At 31.7% G+C, this 16,657-nt stretch carries 16 protein-coding genes; 12 read left to right on the forward strand and 4 right to left on the reverse strand.

Annotated features, from left to right (window positions below):
* Position 1: 1 nt before the first annotated feature.
* From ACVC08_RS14870 to ACVC08_RS14880, 3 genes are read left to right on the forward strand one after another with little or no spacing between them, the layout of a single operon-like run.
* Complete coding sequence (locus ACVC08_RS14870) at positions 2-556, forward strand: hypothetical protein (protein ID WP_452602609.1); 555 nt, start codon at positions 2-4, stop codon at positions 554-556.
* Positions 557-2,590: a vWA domain-containing protein gene (locus ACVC08_RS14875; RefSeq protein WP_452602610.1), complete on the forward strand. Its 2,034-nt coding sequence runs from the start codon at positions 557-559 to the stop codon at positions 2,588-2,590.
* A gap of 10 nt (positions 2,591-2,600) precedes the next feature.
* Positions 2,601-3,419: a prohibitin family protein gene (locus ACVC08_RS14880; protein WP_452602611.1), complete on the forward strand. Its 819-nt coding sequence runs from the start codon at positions 2,601-2,603 to the stop codon at positions 3,417-3,419.
* Between the two features lie 68 nt (positions 3,420-3,487).
* Here the strand turns inward: ACVC08_RS14880 and ACVC08_RS14885 are convergent, their stop codons facing one another.
* Complete coding sequence (locus ACVC08_RS14885) at positions 3,488-4,009, reverse strand: thioredoxin family protein (protein ID WP_452596566.1); 522 nt, start codon at positions 4,007-4,009, stop codon at positions 3,488-3,490.
* Between the two features lie 268 nt (positions 4,010-4,277).
* On the opposite strand from ACVC08_RS14885, the gene hisG reads away from it, so the two are divergent.
* The 9 genes from hisG (at position 4,278) to ACVC08_RS14930 (ending at position 12,425) form a co-directional block, all read left to right on the forward strand.
* Positions 4,278-5,135: an ATP phosphoribosyltransferase gene (gene hisG, locus ACVC08_RS14890; protein WP_452602612.1), complete on the forward strand. Its 858-nt coding sequence runs from the start codon at positions 4,278-4,280 to the stop codon at positions 5,133-5,135.
* Between the two features lie 25 nt (positions 5,136-5,160).
* Positions 5,161-6,444, forward strand: a complete 1,284-nt coding sequence (gene hisD, locus ACVC08_RS14895; RefSeq protein ID WP_452602613.1) for a histidinol dehydrogenase — start codon at positions 5,161-5,163, stop codon at positions 6,442-6,444.
* Between the two features lie 61 nt (positions 6,445-6,505).
* Positions 6,506-7,549 carry a histidinol-phosphate transaminase gene (hisC, locus tag ACVC08_RS14900; RefSeq protein ID WP_452602614.1) on the forward strand — a complete coding sequence of 348 codons (1,044 nt, stop codon included), beginning with the start codon at positions 6,506-6,508 and terminating at the stop codon, positions 7,547-7,549.
* Positions 7,550-7,623: 74 nt separating this feature from the next.
* A complete protein-coding gene (gene hisB, locus ACVC08_RS14905) occupies positions 7,624-8,757 on the forward strand; it encodes a bifunctional histidinol-phosphatase/imidazoleglycerol-phosphate dehydratase HisB (protein WP_452602615.1) in 1,134 nt (377 codons plus the stop codon).
* A 69-nt stretch (positions 8,758-8,826) separates the two neighbouring features.
* Positions 8,827-9,408 carry an imidazole glycerol phosphate synthase subunit HisH gene (gene hisH, locus ACVC08_RS14910; protein WP_452602616.1) on the forward strand — a complete coding sequence of 194 codons (582 nt, stop codon included), beginning with the start codon at positions 8,827-8,829 and terminating at the stop codon, positions 9,406-9,408.
* A 135-nt stretch (positions 9,409-9,543) separates the two neighbouring features.
* Complete coding sequence (gene hisA, locus ACVC08_RS14915; RefSeq protein ID WP_452602617.1) at positions 9,544-10,311, forward strand: 1-(5-phosphoribosyl)-5-[(5-phosphoribosylamino)methylideneamino]imidazole-4-carboxamide isomerase; 768 nt, start codon at positions 9,544-9,546, stop codon at positions 10,309-10,311.
* A gap of 85 nt (positions 10,312-10,396) precedes the next feature.
* The gene (gene hisF, locus ACVC08_RS14920) at positions 10,397-11,152 is read left to right on the forward strand and encodes an imidazole glycerol phosphate synthase subunit HisF (RefSeq protein ID WP_452602618.1); all 756 of its coding nucleotides are present in this window, start codon (positions 10,397-10,399) and stop codon (positions 11,150-11,152) included.
* Between the two features lie 112 nt (positions 11,153-11,264).
* Positions 11,265-11,864: a bifunctional phosphoribosyl-AMP cyclohydrolase/phosphoribosyl-ATP diphosphatase HisIE gene (hisIE, locus tag ACVC08_RS14925; RefSeq protein WP_452602619.1), complete on the forward strand. Its 600-nt coding sequence runs from the start codon at positions 11,265-11,267 to the stop codon at positions 11,862-11,864.
* 30 nt (positions 11,865-11,894) lie between these two features.
* Positions 11,895-12,425 (forward strand): GNAT family N-acetyltransferase, encoded by a 531-nt coding sequence (locus ACVC08_RS14930; RefSeq protein WP_452602620.1) that lies wholly within the window; start codon positions 11,895-11,897, stop codon positions 12,423-12,425.
* A 15-nt stretch (positions 12,426-12,440) separates the two neighbouring features.
* Here the strand turns inward: ACVC08_RS14930 and ACVC08_RS14935 are convergent, their stop codons facing one another.
* The 3 genes from ACVC08_RS14935 to ACVC08_RS14945 form a co-directional block, all read right to left on the reverse strand.
* Positions 12,441-13,700 (reverse strand): mechanosensitive ion channel family protein, encoded by a 1,260-nt coding sequence (locus ACVC08_RS14935; RefSeq protein ID WP_452602621.1) that lies wholly within the window; start codon positions 13,698-13,700, stop codon positions 12,441-12,443.
* Between the two features lie 66 nt (positions 13,701-13,766).
* On the reverse strand, positions 13,767-14,357 hold the full coding sequence (locus tag ACVC08_RS14940) for a pseudouridine synthase (RefSeq protein ID WP_452602622.1): 591 nt from the start codon (positions 14,355-14,357) through the stop codon (positions 13,767-13,769).
* Entirely contained in the window at positions 14,347-16,647 is a 2,301-nt protein-coding gene (locus ACVC08_RS14945) for a DNA topoisomerase 3 (protein ID WP_452602623.1), read from the reverse strand. Before ACVC08_RS14945 ends, ACVC08_RS14940 begins: the two co-directional genes overlap by 11 nt.
* Positions 16,648-16,657: the final 10 nt, after the last annotated feature.

Below are 16,657 nucleotides of genomic sequence, written 5' to 3' on the forward strand. Positions count from 1 at the left end.
TATGAAACAAAAGATTTTATTAACGCTACTAATTTTATGCAGCGTATGCACATCTATAGCCCAAAACGATTCTACTTGGTATAAAGTTAAAGATGTAGATGCAGCCTATATTATTAGTTATCCTGAAGAGCCAGAAAAAGGAGAAGACGATGTGGCCACAGACAGAGGAACTGTAAAGATGAATACCTATACATTACAGGTGTCCGATGATGATAATTTAATCTATATGTCGTCTTTTACAGCCTATCCGGCTTCATTTTTTCCAAATAAATTAGAGTCTTCCGAAAAACAAGAAGAAGTATTAAGTAATAGCGTAAACGGAGCAGTTACTAATACTAAAGGCACTTTAATAATGGACGAAAAAATTACTTTTAACGGTTATAAAGGAAGACTTGTTAAAATAGAAATAGATGGTGGCTATATTATAAAAATGAAAGTACTACTAGTGGGTATTAAGCTGTACTTAGCACAAGTTATCTATACTAAAGAAAATGATAATAACGAGAGCCAAAAACGTTTTTTTGATTCTTTAGAACTAATAAATGTAAAAGAATAGTTGACAACACAAACACTTTTATACATAATACTTGCAGGAATAATAGCATTATTACTTGCGTTATTCCAATATCGATATAAACAAAAAGGGAATTCTAAAAAGAATACCCTTTTTGCTTTTTTAAGATTTTTATCCATTTTTGGAATCCTTCTGTTACTTATTAACCCAAAATTTGAACAGATTAAAGTATATACAGAAAAACCAAATCTAATTCTAGCAGTAGATAACTCGAGTTCTATTAAGCACTTAAAACAAGAGGAAAATGCCGAAAAACTGTTAGAATTATTAACAAGTGATAAAGCATTAAATGAAAAGTTTAATGTCAATGTGTTTTCTTTTGGAGAAACGTTAAACATTAGCGACTCCTTAAGCTTTAATGAGAAGAAAACAAATATAAATAAAGCATTTAAAGAGTTATCTCAAATATACAAAAACACCATTTCGCCTACGCTGGTTATAACCGATGGAAACCAAACCTATGGAAATGACTATTTGTTTTCTGCAAAACGGTATAACCAATCTATTTACCCAATAATTTTAGGAGATACTACACAATACACAGATTTAAAGTTAAAACAACTAAACGTTAATAAATATGCGTATTTAAAAAATAAGTTTCCAGTAGAAGCAATTTTAGTATATAATGGGAATAATAAAGAAAATACAAGATTTATAGTTACCTCTGGAAATACTACTGTGCACTCGCAAGTTGTAAACTTTACAAAAGACGATAACTCTAAAGTTATAAATTTTACCTTGCCAGCAAATACGGTAGGTGTACAAAGTTACAAAGCAACATTAGTACCTGTAGAAACAGAAAAAAATAAAATAAATAACAGTAAAAACTTTGCAGTAGAGGTTATAGATCAAAAAACAAAAGTAGCTGTAGTAAGTACAATGCTTCATCCAGATTTAGGAGCTATTAAAAAGAGTATAGAAAGCAATGAGCAACGCGAAGTTGTATTTTTAAAACCAAACGAGTTAATTAGTAAATTAAATGATTTTCAATTAATTATATTGTATCAGCCAAACAATAGCTTTAAGCAATTGTATAAAGTGCTAAATGCTGAAAATAAAAATAGAATTGTAATTTCTGGAACCAAAACCGATTGGAATTTTTTAAACCTAGAAGCTGAAAGTTATACGCAAGATGTAACCTCTCAAACAGAAGACTATCAAGCTATTTTAAACTCAAACTATAGCGCTTTTATTGTTGAAGATTTAGATTTTGAATCCTTTCCACCATTAGCATCATCTTTTGGAGCGCCAAGCTTTAAAGTTCCTACAGAAACTATACTGTATAAAAAAGTAAGTGGTTTTGATACAGAAGAACCTCTGCTTGCTACATTTGAAACTAACAATAGGCGAGAAGCTATATTATTTGGAGAAAACATCTGGAAATGGAGAGCACAAAGTTTTATAAACACACAAAGCTTTAATAATTTTGATAATTTTATAGGGAAACTAGTACAATATTTAGCCTCAAATAAACGTAAAAATAGATTAAATATAGAATACCAGTCTTTCTATCAAGGCAATACAAATGTTATAGTTAAAGCTCAGTTTTTTAATAAAAACTATGAATTTGATGCAAAAGAGAATTTAAATATAATAGTAAAAGATAAAAAAACAGAAAAAGTAATAACAATACCATTTATACTAAAAAACAACAATTACCAAGTAGACTTAAGTAATTTACCAGCATCAAAATACTCATTTACAGTAAAAGCGTCTAGTGAAGCTATTTCTAAATCTGGGCAATTTCAAATACTAGAATATAACGTAGAACAACAATTTTTAAATGCCAATGTAACAAAACTACAACAGTTGGCTACTAATAGTAATGGGCAGAGTTATTTTATTGCAAATTATAACAATATAACAAACGATTTATTAAACAATCAACGATATTTACCTATACAAAAGAGCAATAAAAATATAGTACCTTTAATAGATTGGAAATACCTTTTATTTCTAATCATACTAACCTTAGCAATAGAATGGTTTCTAAGGAAATATAACGGATTAATCTAAACTAAAAATAATGGAAAAATTACCAAAAATTATAGTACCCTTAGTAGTAATTGGGATAATATTACTTATTATACTTACCAAATCTGCAATAACAATAGGCTCAGGAGAGCGCGGTGTTTTGTATGAAACGCTAGGAAGTGGTGTTGTAGTAGACGAAGCTCCTTTAGGAGAAGGATTTCATATAATAGCACCTTGGAATAAAGTATTTGTATATAATGTAAGACAACAAGAGTTATTTGAAAGAGAAATGTCTGTATTATCATCTAATGGATTAGAAATTAAATTAGACGCATCAGTATTATATGAAGCAAGGTCTGCAGATGTGGCGCAGTTACACCAAACAAGAGGAGAAGACTATTTACAAAGCGTTATTATCCCTGCAATACGTTCGGCAACAAGAAGTGTCGTTGGGCGTTATACACCAGAACAATTGTACTCTACTAAAAGAGATGCTATACAAAAAGAAATTTATGAAGAAACTAAAAAAATTGTAGAACCACAATTCATTCAATTAAACTCTGTTTTAGTACGCGATGTAACATTGCCTCCAACAATTAAGCAAGCCATAGAGCGTAAACTAAAACAAGAACAGGAATCTTTAGAGTACGAGTTTAGATTGGTTACAGCTCAAAAAGAAGCCGAAAAACAACGTATTGAAGCACAAGGTAAAGCAGATGCAAATAAAATATTAAGCGCCTCTTTAACAGATAAAATTCTTCAAGATAAAGGTATTGAAGCAACAATAAAACTATCAGAATCTTCAAACAGTAAAGTTATTGTTATAGGCTCTGGAGATAGTGGAATGCCAATAATATTAGGGAATCAATAAAAAGAAAAACTTTAAAATTAAAAAAATCGATGCTTTTAAGCATCGATTTTTTTATATATAATAGCCAATTATTTTTCTATAATAAACTGCTTGCTAACTATTTTTAAATCGGCATCCGTTAATTTAGAAGAAGCTTTTAGTTTATTTACAAACTCAGCAACTTCCTCAGGAGTAGCAGGGCAACCCAAATTATCTCCTTTAGCATTAAAAGAATCCTCTATTAATTTTCCTTTATTGTCAAAAATCAACCAGAACGGTAAACCAGCTTGTCCGCCCTTGTAACGCTCTAAGAAAGCTTGAGCTCCAGGATTCTCTAAAGCTTTATTTTTAGCAGATTCCATAACTGTTAAATGCTCAATAACATAATTATCTTCAAATAACTGTTTAGTAGTATCAGCCATCATGTTTTTATCCATTTTTTTGCACCAACCACACCACGAAGCATGAAACATTATAAAAACATTTTTATTCTCTTTTTTTGCTTTAGCATAAGCCTTTTCTAAAATAACTTTTGAATCCTCTTGGGCATTAAGGTTAAAAGAGCACACAATAATTAAGGAAAGGGATACTAATAAGTGTTTAATTTTCATAAGTTTAAGTTTTTTATATGTTAAAAATATAGTTTTAAATAATATAAATTAGGATTTATGAAATATTTTTTTAGATATTTGCATAACAAAATAAAGACATGACATTTATTCAATTACATCATCATCATTTTCACACTGGCAGTCAAGCGAGATGAAAATGTATTGAATAAAATCAAAATATTTAAAAAACCCGTTTGAGCCAATCAAACGGGTTTTTTGTTTCTACTCGAATTTGGTTGGTTCTATACTTTAAAAACAAGTAGAAATAATGACTAAACTAAAAATTGCAGTACAAAAATCAGGAAGACTTAATGAGGATTCAATGAAAATCCTTAAAGACATTGGCGTTTCTATAGATAACGGAAAAGATCAATTAAAAGCTTCTGCTCAAAACTTCCCCTTAGAGGTTTTTTATCTAAGAAATGGAGATATCCCTCAATACCTAAGAGACGGAGTAGTAGATGTTGCTATAATTGGCGAAAACGTATTAATAGAAAAAGGAGACGATTTACCCATAGTAGAACGTTTAGGCTTTTCAAAATGTAGAGTATCTATAGCAGTTCCAAAAGAAGCTACAGCAAGCACTTTAAAAGATTTAGAAGGAAAACGAATAGCGACCTCTTATCCAAACACAGTTAATCAGTTTTTAGAAAAAAATGGTATTACAGCAAATCTTCATATTATAAATGGCTCAGTAGAAATAGCACCCAATATAGGTTTGGCAGATGGTATTTGCGATATTGTTTCTAGTGGAAGCACACTATTTAAAAATGGATTAAAAGAAATAGAAGTACTATTACAATCTGAAGCAGTGTTAGCAGTATCTCCAAAAATATCCAACAATAATAAAACCCTACTCGAAAAACTTCAATTTAGAATACAATCGGTATTAAAAGGCCGGAACTCTAGATACATTCTATTAAATGCTCCAAATAATAAATTGCAAGACATAATAAGTAGTCTTCCAGGAATGAAAAGCCCAACAGTATTACCATTGGCAGAAGAAGGTTGGAGTTCTGTACATTCTGTTTTAGATAAAAATGCATTTTGGGAAGTTATAGACGAACTTAAACAAAAAGGAGCACAAGGTATTTTAGTCTGTCCAATAGAAAAAATGGTTGTTTAATAATAGAATTAATTCCTAAAAGAAAATGAAGACAATTATAAATCCCGAAAGAAGCGAGTGGAATGCAATTTTGCAAAGACCAACACAAACAGTAAACGATATAGAAACCACAGTAAATCAAATATTTAAAGATGTAAAACGTAATGGAGATAAAGCCATAGAAAAGTATACAGAACTATTTGATGGAGCCAGTTTAAAAACAAATATAGTAACTAAAGAAGCCGTTGAAGCCGCTTCAGTATTAGTGCCACAAGTATTAAAAGAAGCCATAATAACAGCAAAAACTAATATAGAAACCTTTCATAAAGCACAAAAAACAAGTGTAGTTTCGGTGCAAACACAAGAAGGCGTATCCTGTTGGCAAGAAAAACGACCAATAGAAAAAATAGGCTTATATGTTCCTGGAGGAACAGCACCATTATTTTCTACAGTATTAATGTTGGCAGTACCAGCAACAATAGCAGGCTGTAAAGAATTAATATTATGTACACCACCAAATAAAGATGGGAAAATAGCTAACGAAATACTGTATGCAGCACAATTATGCGGAGTAACAAAAATTATAAAAGTTGGAGGCATACAGGCAATAGCAGGATTAACTTTTGGAACAGAAACTATTCCTGCTGTATATAAAATATTTGGACCAGGAAACCAATTTGTAACAGTAGCAAAACAATTAGCCACTAAATACGGTGTAGCAATAGATATGCCAGCAGGACCTAGCGAACTATTGGTTGTTGCAGACGATAGTGCAAATGCAGCATACGTAGCATCAGATTTATTAAGCCAAGCAGAACACGGTGTAGATAGCCAGGTCATTTTAGTATCAACTTCAAAAACAGTAATTAAAGCAGTATTAAATGAAATTAGAGAGCAAATAAATAACCTACCACGTAAAACAATAGCAGAACAAGCAATAAATAATTCAAAATTAATATATGTAGAAGACAATAATACCGCTTTGGAGTTAATTAATGAATATGGTCCAGAGCACTTTATTATATGTATGGAAGACGAAGATTTATTTGTAAACAGAATAACTAATGCAGGATCTGTATTTATAGGTAATTATACACCAGAAAGTGCAGGAGATTACGCCTCAGGCACCAACCATACATTACCAACTAATGGTTTTTCTAAAGCATATTCAGGTGTTAATCTAGATAGTTTTACTAAAAGTATAACATTTCAAAAAATAACAAAGCAAGGCCTTATTAATATTGGGAATACTATAGAGTTAATGGCAGAAGCAGAGGGCTTGCAGGCACATAAAAATGCAGTAAGCATTAGATTAAAAGATATTGTTTAAATAAAAGAATTTAAAAATCCCTCAAAATAGTGTAAATGTAAAATTATAAGACCCCAAAATTATGAATATTAAAGAATTAGTAAGAGAAAACATAAAAACATTACAACCATATGCTTCAGCAAGAGATGAGTTTGAAGGTTTAAAAAAGGATATGATTTTTTTAGACGCTAACGAAAACCCATTTAATAATGGTGTAAACCGTTATCCAGACCCTCAACACTATAAAGTTAGAGAATTATTGTCCAGCATAAAAAAAATAAATATTCAGCATATTATGTTAGGAAACGGTAGTGATGAAGTGTTAGATCTTATCTTTAGAGCATTTTGCGAACCTAAAATAGATAATGTTATTACGCTACCACCAACATACGGAATGTATGAAGTATTGGCTAACATAAACAATATAGCAACTATAAAAGTAGCATTAGATGCAAACTTTCAACCACGAGTAGAAGCCATTTTAGAGGCCGCAAATAAGAATTCTAAAATATTGTTTTTGTGTTCGCCTAATAACCCCACAGCCAATAGTTTTGAAAGCAGTAAAATAGAAAAAATAATAAAAGAATTTAATGGAATTGTGGTTATAGATGAAACATATATAGACTTTACAGAAGAAGAAAGTTGGTTGGGTAAATTAAAAAAGTACCCTAATTTAATTGTAACACAAACATTATCTAAAGCTTACGGAATGGCAGGAATACGTTTAGGTATTTGCTATGCATCAAAAGAAATTATAACAATACTAAACACAATAAAACCACCTTATAATATAAATGAATTAACACAGCAAAGAGCAGCTAAGCTATTACTTTACAAAGAAGGATTAAATAGAGAAATAGGTGTAATACTTGAAGAGCGCGAAAAATTAATACAGTCCTTAAAAGCAATACCTTTTATTGAAAAAATATATCCAACAGACGCTAATTTTATTTTAATAAAAGTAGACGATGCAAATAAACGCTATGCAGGATTAATTAAACATGGTATTGTAGTAAGAAACAGAACCAAACAACCATTATGCGAAAACTGTTTAAGAATAACAGTAGGAACATTTTCTGAAAATAAAAAATTAATATATGCCTTAAAACAATTAAAAAGGCAATAAAGTATAATAAGGTTTTCAACCCTATGTGAAAACGAAAATAAAACAAAGACTCCCGCTTTCTCGGGAAATAAAATATGAAACGAGTATTATTTATAGATAGAGACGGCACGATAATAAAAGAACCGGCAGATGAGCAAATTGATGCTTTCGATAAATTAGAATTTTACCCCAAAGTATTTCAATACTTAGGAAGAATAGCAAAAGAATTAAATTACGAAATAGTAATGATTACTAATCAAGATGGATTAGGAACAGAAGTTTATCCAGAAAACACCTTTTGGCCAGTACATAATTTTATTATAAAAACATTTGAAGCAGAAGAAATTACCTTTAAAGAACAGTTTATAGATAAAACCTTTGCACGAGACAATGCACCAACCCGAAAACCAAATACAGGACTGTTAACACAATATTTTTCAGAAGCATACGATTTAGCAAACTCATTTGTAATAGGAGACCGCTTAACCGATATAGAATTAGCAAAAAACTTAGGCTCTAAAGGTATTTATATAAATGACGAAACCCACTTAGGAACAGACGAAATTACTGTAAAAAGAAGTGATTTAGAGGCACACATAGCCTTAGAAAGTAACGATTGGGAAGCTATTTATAGCTTTTTAAAAGCAGAAGAACGCACAGGGCACATTACACGAAATACTAACGAAACTAAAATAGATATAACATTAAATCTAGATGGTACAGGACAAAGTAGTATAGATACCGGAATTGCATTTTTCGATCACATGCTAGATCAAATCTCTAGACACGGGCAATTAGATTTAAATATAAAAGTTGAAGGCGATTTAGAAGTAGACGAGCACCATACCATAGAAGATACCGCAATAGCATTAGGAGAAGTTTTTGCAGAAACATTAGGAAACAAATTAGGAATAGAGCGCTATGGTTTTTGTTTACCAATGGACGACTGTCTATCTCAAGTAGCAATAGACTTTGGAGGAAGAAATTGGCTCGTTTGGGAAGCCGATTTTAAACGGGAAATGATTGGTAAGATGCCAACAGAAATGTTTATGCATTTCTTTAAATCGTTTAGCGATGGCGCAAAATGTAACCTAAACATAAAAGCAGAAGGAACAAACGAGCACCATAAAATAGAAGCCATATTTAAAGCCTTTGCAAAAGCAATAAAAATGGCAGTAAAACGCGATGTAGAAAAAATGATATTACCATCAACAAAAGGCGTATTATAAAAATTGCTTTTAGTTTTTTGCGGTTAGCTATTAGCTAAAAGCAAAAAGCCGATAGCCAAAAGCTTAACAATGAAACTAGTTATAATAGATTACGGAGCAGGAAATATAAAAAGCATTCAATTTGCTTTTAAACGGTTAGGAGTAGACGCAAAACTAACAAACAATCCAGAAGAAATAAAAAAAGCAGATAAAGTTATATTTCCAGGAGTAGGAGAAGCAAGCTCAGCAATGCAAAAATTAAAAGAAAGTGGATTACACCAACTAATCCCCCAGTTAAAACAACCCGTTTTAGGCATCTGTTTAGGAATGCAATTATTATGTAACAGTACAGAAGAAGGTAACACTAAAGGCCTTGGCGTTTTTAATGTAACAATAAAACGATTTACAAACCAAGTAAAAGTACCACAAATGGGGTGGAACACAATAACAACATTAAAAACCAAACTATTTAAAAATATAAAAGAAAACGAATTTATGTATTTGGTACACAGTTATTACGCAGAAAATTGTAGCGAAGCCATTGCAATAACTAATTATGGATTAAACTATGCTTCAGCATTGCAAAAAAATAACTTTTATGGCGTACAATTTCACCCAGAAAAAAGCAGCTTAGCAGGCGAACAACTATTAAAAAACTTTCTAGAGTTATAAATAACACAACTTTAAAAAAACACATAGAATATATTTTACATTCCATTATTATAAGTGTTGTACCAAGCGAAACCAAAGTACTAACAAAATTTAAGTTTAATAATTAATAGAGTCTTGCCTACGCAGGAAACGAATATGAGAATAATACCAGCAATAGATATAATAGACGGTAAATGTGTACGCCTAACAAAAGGCGATTACAACACAAAAAAAGTATATAATGAAAACCCACTTGAAATAGCCAAACAATTTGAAGCAAGCGGTATAGAATATTTACACGTAGTAGACTTAGATGGCGCAAAAGCAAAACATATTGTAAACTATAAAACATTAGAAGAAATAGCCTCAAAAACTAATTTAAAAATAGACTTTGGAGGCGGTTTAAAAACTAACGAAGATTTAAAAATAGCATTTAATTCTGGAGCAAATCAAATAACAGGAGGAAGCATAGCAGTAAAAAATGCAGCACTTTTTGAAACATGGATAACCAATTATGGAGCCAGTAAAATTATTTTAGGAGCAGACTTTTACCCAGATACAGCAGGAGGGAAAATTGCAACCAATGGATGGCAAGAAGAAAGTAATCTAGAGCTAATACCCTTTATTAAAAACTATTTAAAAAAAGGAATACAATATGTAATATGTACAGACATTTCTAAAGATGGTATGTTGCAAGGCCCATCATTTAAAACCTATAATAAAATAATTAATCAAGCAACAGTAATAACCAATGACTCCAACATAAGTAGCACTGTAAAATTAATTGCATCAGGAGGCATTTCGTCTTACGGCGAGTTGCCAAAACTAGTAGGATTAGGATGCGAAGGAGTAATTATAGGTAAAGCTATCTATGAGAATAAAATAAGCTTAAAACAACTAGAGCATTTTATATTGAATAATTAATAGTTCTACCATGCATAGAGAACTATTATTAAAATGAAAATGATAAACTAATTTAAAAAGAGTCCTGTTTTTACAGGAGATAAATATGCTAACAAAAAGAATAATACCATGTTTAGATATTAAAAACGGAAGAACAGTAAAAGGAGTGAATTTCGTAAATTTAATAGATGCAGGCGACCCTGTTGAATTGGCAAAACAATATGCCAAAAACGGAGCAGACGAATTAGTGTTTTTAGACATATCGGCAACTTTAGAAGGGAGAAACACAACCTTAGAAATGGTTTTAAATGTCGCAGAACAAGTTAACATACCATTTACCGTAGGAGGAGGAATCTCATCAATAGCAGATGTAGATAGGCTTTTAAAAGCAGGAGCAGATAAAATATCTATAAACTCCTCAGCAGTAAAACGCCCAGAATTAATAAATGAACTATCAGGTAAATTTGGTAGTCAGTGCATCACAGTAGCTATAGATGCAAAACAAATAGCTGGCGAATGGATTGTACATTTAGCAGGAGGAAGCATACCCACACAATTAAACTTATTTGATTGGGCAAAGGAGGTCGAAAAACGAGGTGCAGGAGAAATACTTTTTACCTCCATGAATAATGATGGAACAAAAGCAGGATTTGCAAACAAAGCCTTAGCAAAACTATCTAATACCTTAAATATACCAATAATAGCATCTGGCGGAGCAGGCACCATTCAGCATTTTGTAGACACGTTTAAAGTAGGGGAAGCAGATGCAGCCTTAGCGGCGAGTGTATTTCACTTTGGAGAAATTCCAATTTTAGAATTAAAAGAAACATTAAAACAAAATAACATTCCAGTACGATTATAAGCAAGTAAAAGAATTATAAAAGTAAATTAAAAACGTCGCTCAGAGTGATTTTTGAGGCGCAAAAAAATAGTATCGAGAAGCTACAATTACAAAACAACACATTAGGTAAATTATGACTATAGATTTTAATAAAAATAACGACGGATTAATTCCAGCTATCATTCAAGATGTAAATACCAAAACCGTATTAATGTTGGGATATATGAATGAGAAAGCGTTAGAAGTAACCAAAACAACTAAATTAGTAACCTTTTATAGCAGAACAAAACAGCGACTTTGGACCAAAGGAGAAGAAAGCGGAAATGTGTTAAATCTAGTAAGTATGGAGCAAGATTGCGACAATGACACTTTATTAATACAAGTAAAACCAGAAGGACCAACATGCCATAAAGGAACAGATACCTGCTGGAATAGTACTAATACGGAGTCGTATGGTTTTATATCTAAATTAGAAAATACTATAGAAGATAGGCGCACCAATGCAACTGGAGAAAAATCGTATGTAGCCTCTTTATTTGAAAAAGGAATTAATAAAATAGCACAGAAGGTTGGGGAAGAAGCAGTAGAAGTTGTTATTGAAGCTAAGGATAATAACGATAACCTGTTTTTAAATGAAAGTGCCGATTTACTGTTTCATTACTTAATGTTGTTGCAAGCTAAAGGATTTAAATTAAAAGATGTAGTTTCAGTTTTAAAAGGGCGAGAGAAATAGTAATTTAGACTTAATTAATAATTTTGTTGTATGCAATTTGATAATTATAAGATTAAACTATTAGAATCGAGTGAAAATAAAGCCTTTTTTAATTTAATAGAAAATAATAGAGTACGTCTTGAAGATTTTTTTGCAGGAACAGTTTCCAGAACTCAAACTTTTGAAGATACTGTAGCCTATTGTAGGGAAATTGAAGAAAGAATTACAAACAAAACATATTTACCTTTTATAATAATAGATACAACAACTAATGATTTTGTTGGTTTAGTAGATGTTAAAAATATCGATTGGAGTATTCCTAAAGCGGAGTTAGGTTTGTTTATAGATAAGCATTACGAAGGAAAAGGCATTACAACAAAAGCAATGCGTTTAGTAATAAAATCTATTATTAGCAAGTACCACTTTAAAAAGTTACTCTGTAGAGCAAGCAGTAAAAACCTAGGAAGCATAAGCGTAATATTAAAAAACAATTTCAAGCTAGAAGGTACCATACGACGAGATTATAAAACCACGAAAGGGGAAATTGTAGACCTTAATTATTACGGACGTATTTTCGATTAATGCCTAAATAAAACTTTAGTTTACTACAGTAGTATTAAAATTCTTAATAGAACTTGGTAGCTCAAAAACCTCTAAATCAAAGTAAGAAACAGCCGCTAAGATATGATCGAAAATATCGGCCATAATGTACTCATAATTAGCCCAACGTTTATCGCTACTAAAAGCATAAATTTCTAAAGGAATACCTTGAGAAGTAGGAGGTAATTGTCTTACCATAATCATCATATCCTTATTAATGCCAGAGTGTTCATTAATATAACTGTCTATGTATTTTCTAAAAACACCAATGTTCGTTAGGTTTCTACCATTTATTAATAACTTTTTATCTATGTTATTTAAAGTATTGTAGTCGTTTATTTTGTTTTGTTGACTGTTTAAATACTCTGTAATTAACGATATTTTTCTTAGAGATTCTATAGCTTCTGGCGTTAAGTATTTTATACTACTTTGTTTTATAATTATAGCACGTTTAATACGTCTACCATCAGAATTGGTCATACCTCGCCAATTTTTAAAAGAATCAGAAATTAAAGCGTAAGTTGGAATTGTTGTAATGGTTTTGTCAAAATTCTGAACCTTTACAGTTGCTAAATTAATTTCTGTAACATCGCCATCGGCACCATATTTTTCAAAAGTAATCCAGTCTCCAATTCTTACCATATCGTTTATAGAGACTTGAATACTAGCAACAAAACCAAGGATGGTATCTTTAAAAACTAAAATAATAACTGCCGAAATTGCGCCAAGCCCAGTCATAAATTTCCATACAGACATATCTGTAACTATAGCAAAAGCTAGAATAAAGCCAGCTATCCATACAAAAATCATAAAAACCTGTATGTAACTGTCTACAGGCTTATCTTTTAAACGAGGAATAGTCTTAAAAAAATCTTTTAACGAGTTTAATAAACTTCTAGCAATCCACAACGTTAAAATAATACCAAAAACTTTAAATGCTTTTTCTATTTTGCCTTCTATAAAAGGAAAATCAACAAAAACAGTTGGCGTCGCTTCTAAAGCAATAATTAACGGAATAATGTGGGCTATATTTCTTGGAACTTTGTTTTTAACTAATATATCATCAAAATTAGATTTAGTACGGGCAGCAAAGTTGCTAAAAACGTTTATTAAAAGCCGTCTAACTATAAAATCTACTATAAATACTATTATTAATAAAGCAAGTAGTAGTGCTAACATATTTAAATAGGTAGCTATAGTTTTAGACACTTCTATAGAAATTAAGTAATCGTAAAGCCAATGTGTAATGCGTCGCATATTAATAGTGTATTAAGCTGCAAAATTAAGGGGATTTATCTTATTAGAGTAATAATATATCGTTAATTATAAACTATAGTTGTCTAGGTTAATGCTGTTGACTTCTCCAACAGCCATACCATCTAAAAAAACATCCCCAACACGAATACGTACTAAACGCAACGTAGGAAAACCAACCGCAGATGTCATTTTTCGTACTTGTCTAAATTTACCTTCTGTTAGCGTTATAGATACCCAAGAGGTAGGGCCGTGGCGTTCATCTCTAATTTTTTTCCACCGTACAGGCAAATCGGGTGGTGTTTCAAATGTAAAAACTTTACTGGGTTTGGTTTGGTATTTTTTGCCATCAAAACCAATTTCTACACCGTTTTTAAGTTTAGTTATAGCATCATCTGTAATAATTCCATCTACCTGCGCATAGTATTCTTTTTCTATATGGCTACTATTTATGTAATTGCTTAATTTACCATCTGTAGTGAGTAGGAGTAGACCTTCGCTTTTTTCATCGAGTCTACCAATAGGCATCGTGCCTTCTGGAAATTCGCCAAGTTTACCAAGAAATGTTTTACGTTTTTGCTGTGTAGAATTACTAGCAAATTGGCTTAACATGCCGTAAGGTTTAAATATTTTAAAGTGTTGGTGTGTTTTAGTTGCCATTTAAAATAGTGTAAACTAAAGCCTTGGTTATGGTTTGTCCTTTTGCTTTTTCACGAATTGTATCGTAACTAAATCTAAAATCGCAACCCGTTTTGTATTCGCTGCAGCCATAAGCTGTTTTTCCTTTTATAACTTCACCTTTTTTGCATTTAGGGCAAATTAAGGTATCATTAGTAGTGTTTTTAGTCGCTTTTGTTGTCGTTTTTTTAGGCTCTAATTTTATATTGAAATCATCATCAAAGCGTAATAAGCCTTCCACTTTACCAGTTTCGGTTTTAAAGCCCTTTAAATTTACAGTAGAGCCTTTTTGTAATAAACGAATGTATTGCTTCTCAGAAATGGTTTTATCACTAAATTTAAAAGGTAACATAAAACGGCATCCTGCTTTAAACTCGCTACAACCATAAGCGGTTTTACCTTTTATAAGCTGTCCTTTTTTACATTTAGGGCAGCTCTCATTTGTAATACTAGCGTTTGTTTTTTTAGAAGCCTTTTTAACAGGAGTAGGTTTTGCAGTAACATGAGAAATATTAGCTTTTTTAGTTTCGCTACGAACTTCGTATACTAGATGGTCTACCATACGTTTCATCTGTTTTATAAAGCTTCCTGCATTATAATTTCCTTTTTCAATTTCTTTTAATTGTTTTTCCCAAGACCCAGTTAATTCTGCCGATTTTAATAATTGGTTTTGTATCGTATCTATGAGTTGAATGCCTATTGTTGTTGGTAAAACTTGTTTTTTGTTTCGTTTTATGTATTTACGTTTAAAAAGTGTTTCTATAATATTGGCACGCGTAGAGGGACGACCAATTCCGTTCTCTTTCATGAGTTCTCGCATCTCATCATCATCAACTTGTTTCCCCGCAGTTTCCATAGCCCGAAGTAGTGAGGCTTCTGTATATTGATTTGGTGGACTTGTTTTCTTTTCTAAAAAAGAAGGCTCGTGCGGGCCTTTTTCGCCTTTTTCAAATGTAGGTAATATTCCAGACTCTTTAGTTTTTGCATTTGCATCTTCGAAAACAACACGCCAACCTTTTTCTAATATTTCTTTTCCTGTGGTTTTAAAATTTACAGTTTCTGCTTTTCCAATTACGGTTGTGTTAGATACTTTACATTCTGGATAAAATACCGCTATAAAACGTTTGGTTATAATATCGTAAACCTGTTTTTGGTTGTATTGTAGGTTTATTTGTATTCCTGTTGGTATAATGGCGTGGTGGTCGGTTACTTTTTTATCATCGAATACCTTTTTCGATTTTTTAATAGTTTTTCCTAAAAGCGGTTGCGTTAATGTAGCATAATTTGTTAATTTTTGAAGTATGCCTGGCACTTTAGGGTAAATATCGTTTGGTAAAAAGGTGGTATCTACTCTTGGGTAGGTTACAACTTTCTGCTCGTATAATTTTTGTACTATTTTTAGTGTTTCGTCTGCCGAAAATCCAAATTTAGTATTACAATACACTTGTAAACCTGTTAAGTCGAATAATTTTGGAGCATACTCATTACCTTTCTTTTTGGTAATAGATACAATTTCGAAATCGTGTTCTTTTACAATATTGGCTAACTTTTCTCCATCTTCCATTTTTAGGAAGCGGCCCTCCTCGTAACTAAATAAGGTGTCTCTATATAATGTTTGCAACTCCCAATAGGGCTGGGGTTTAAAGTTTTCTATCTCTTTAAAACGGTTAACAAGCATAGCTAATGTAGGGGTTTGTACGCGCCCTATAGATAGTACTTGTTTGTAGCCTCCATGTTTTACAGTATATAAACGGGTCGCATTCATACCTAAAAGCCAATCGCCTATAGCGCGAGAAAAACCTGCGTAGTATAGGTTATCGTAATTTTCGGAAGGTTTTAAGTTTTGAAACCCTTCTTTTATAGCTTCTGTAGTTAATGATGAAATCCATAATCGTTTAACTTCTCCTTTGTAATTGGCTTGATTAATAACCCAGCGCTGTATAAGTTCTCCTTCTTGCCCAGCATCCCCGCAGTTTATAATTAATTCTGCTTTATCAAATAAACTTTTTACAATATTAAATTGCTTTTTAATACCATCATTGTCTACCACCTTTGTTTGAAACTTTTCTGGTAACATGGGTAAATTGTTTAAATCCCAACTTTTCCAGTAAGGTTTATAATCGTTGGGTTCAAAAAGTGTACATAAATGACCAAAGGTGTAAGTTACAGCATAACCATTGCCTTCAAAATAGCCATCACGCTTGGTGCTAGCTCCTAATACAGCAGCAATTTCGCGGGCAACACTTGGTTTCTCGGCAATACAGACTTTCACTTATATCTAA

The organism is Pontimicrobium sp. MEBiC06410 (assembly GCF_053601615.1).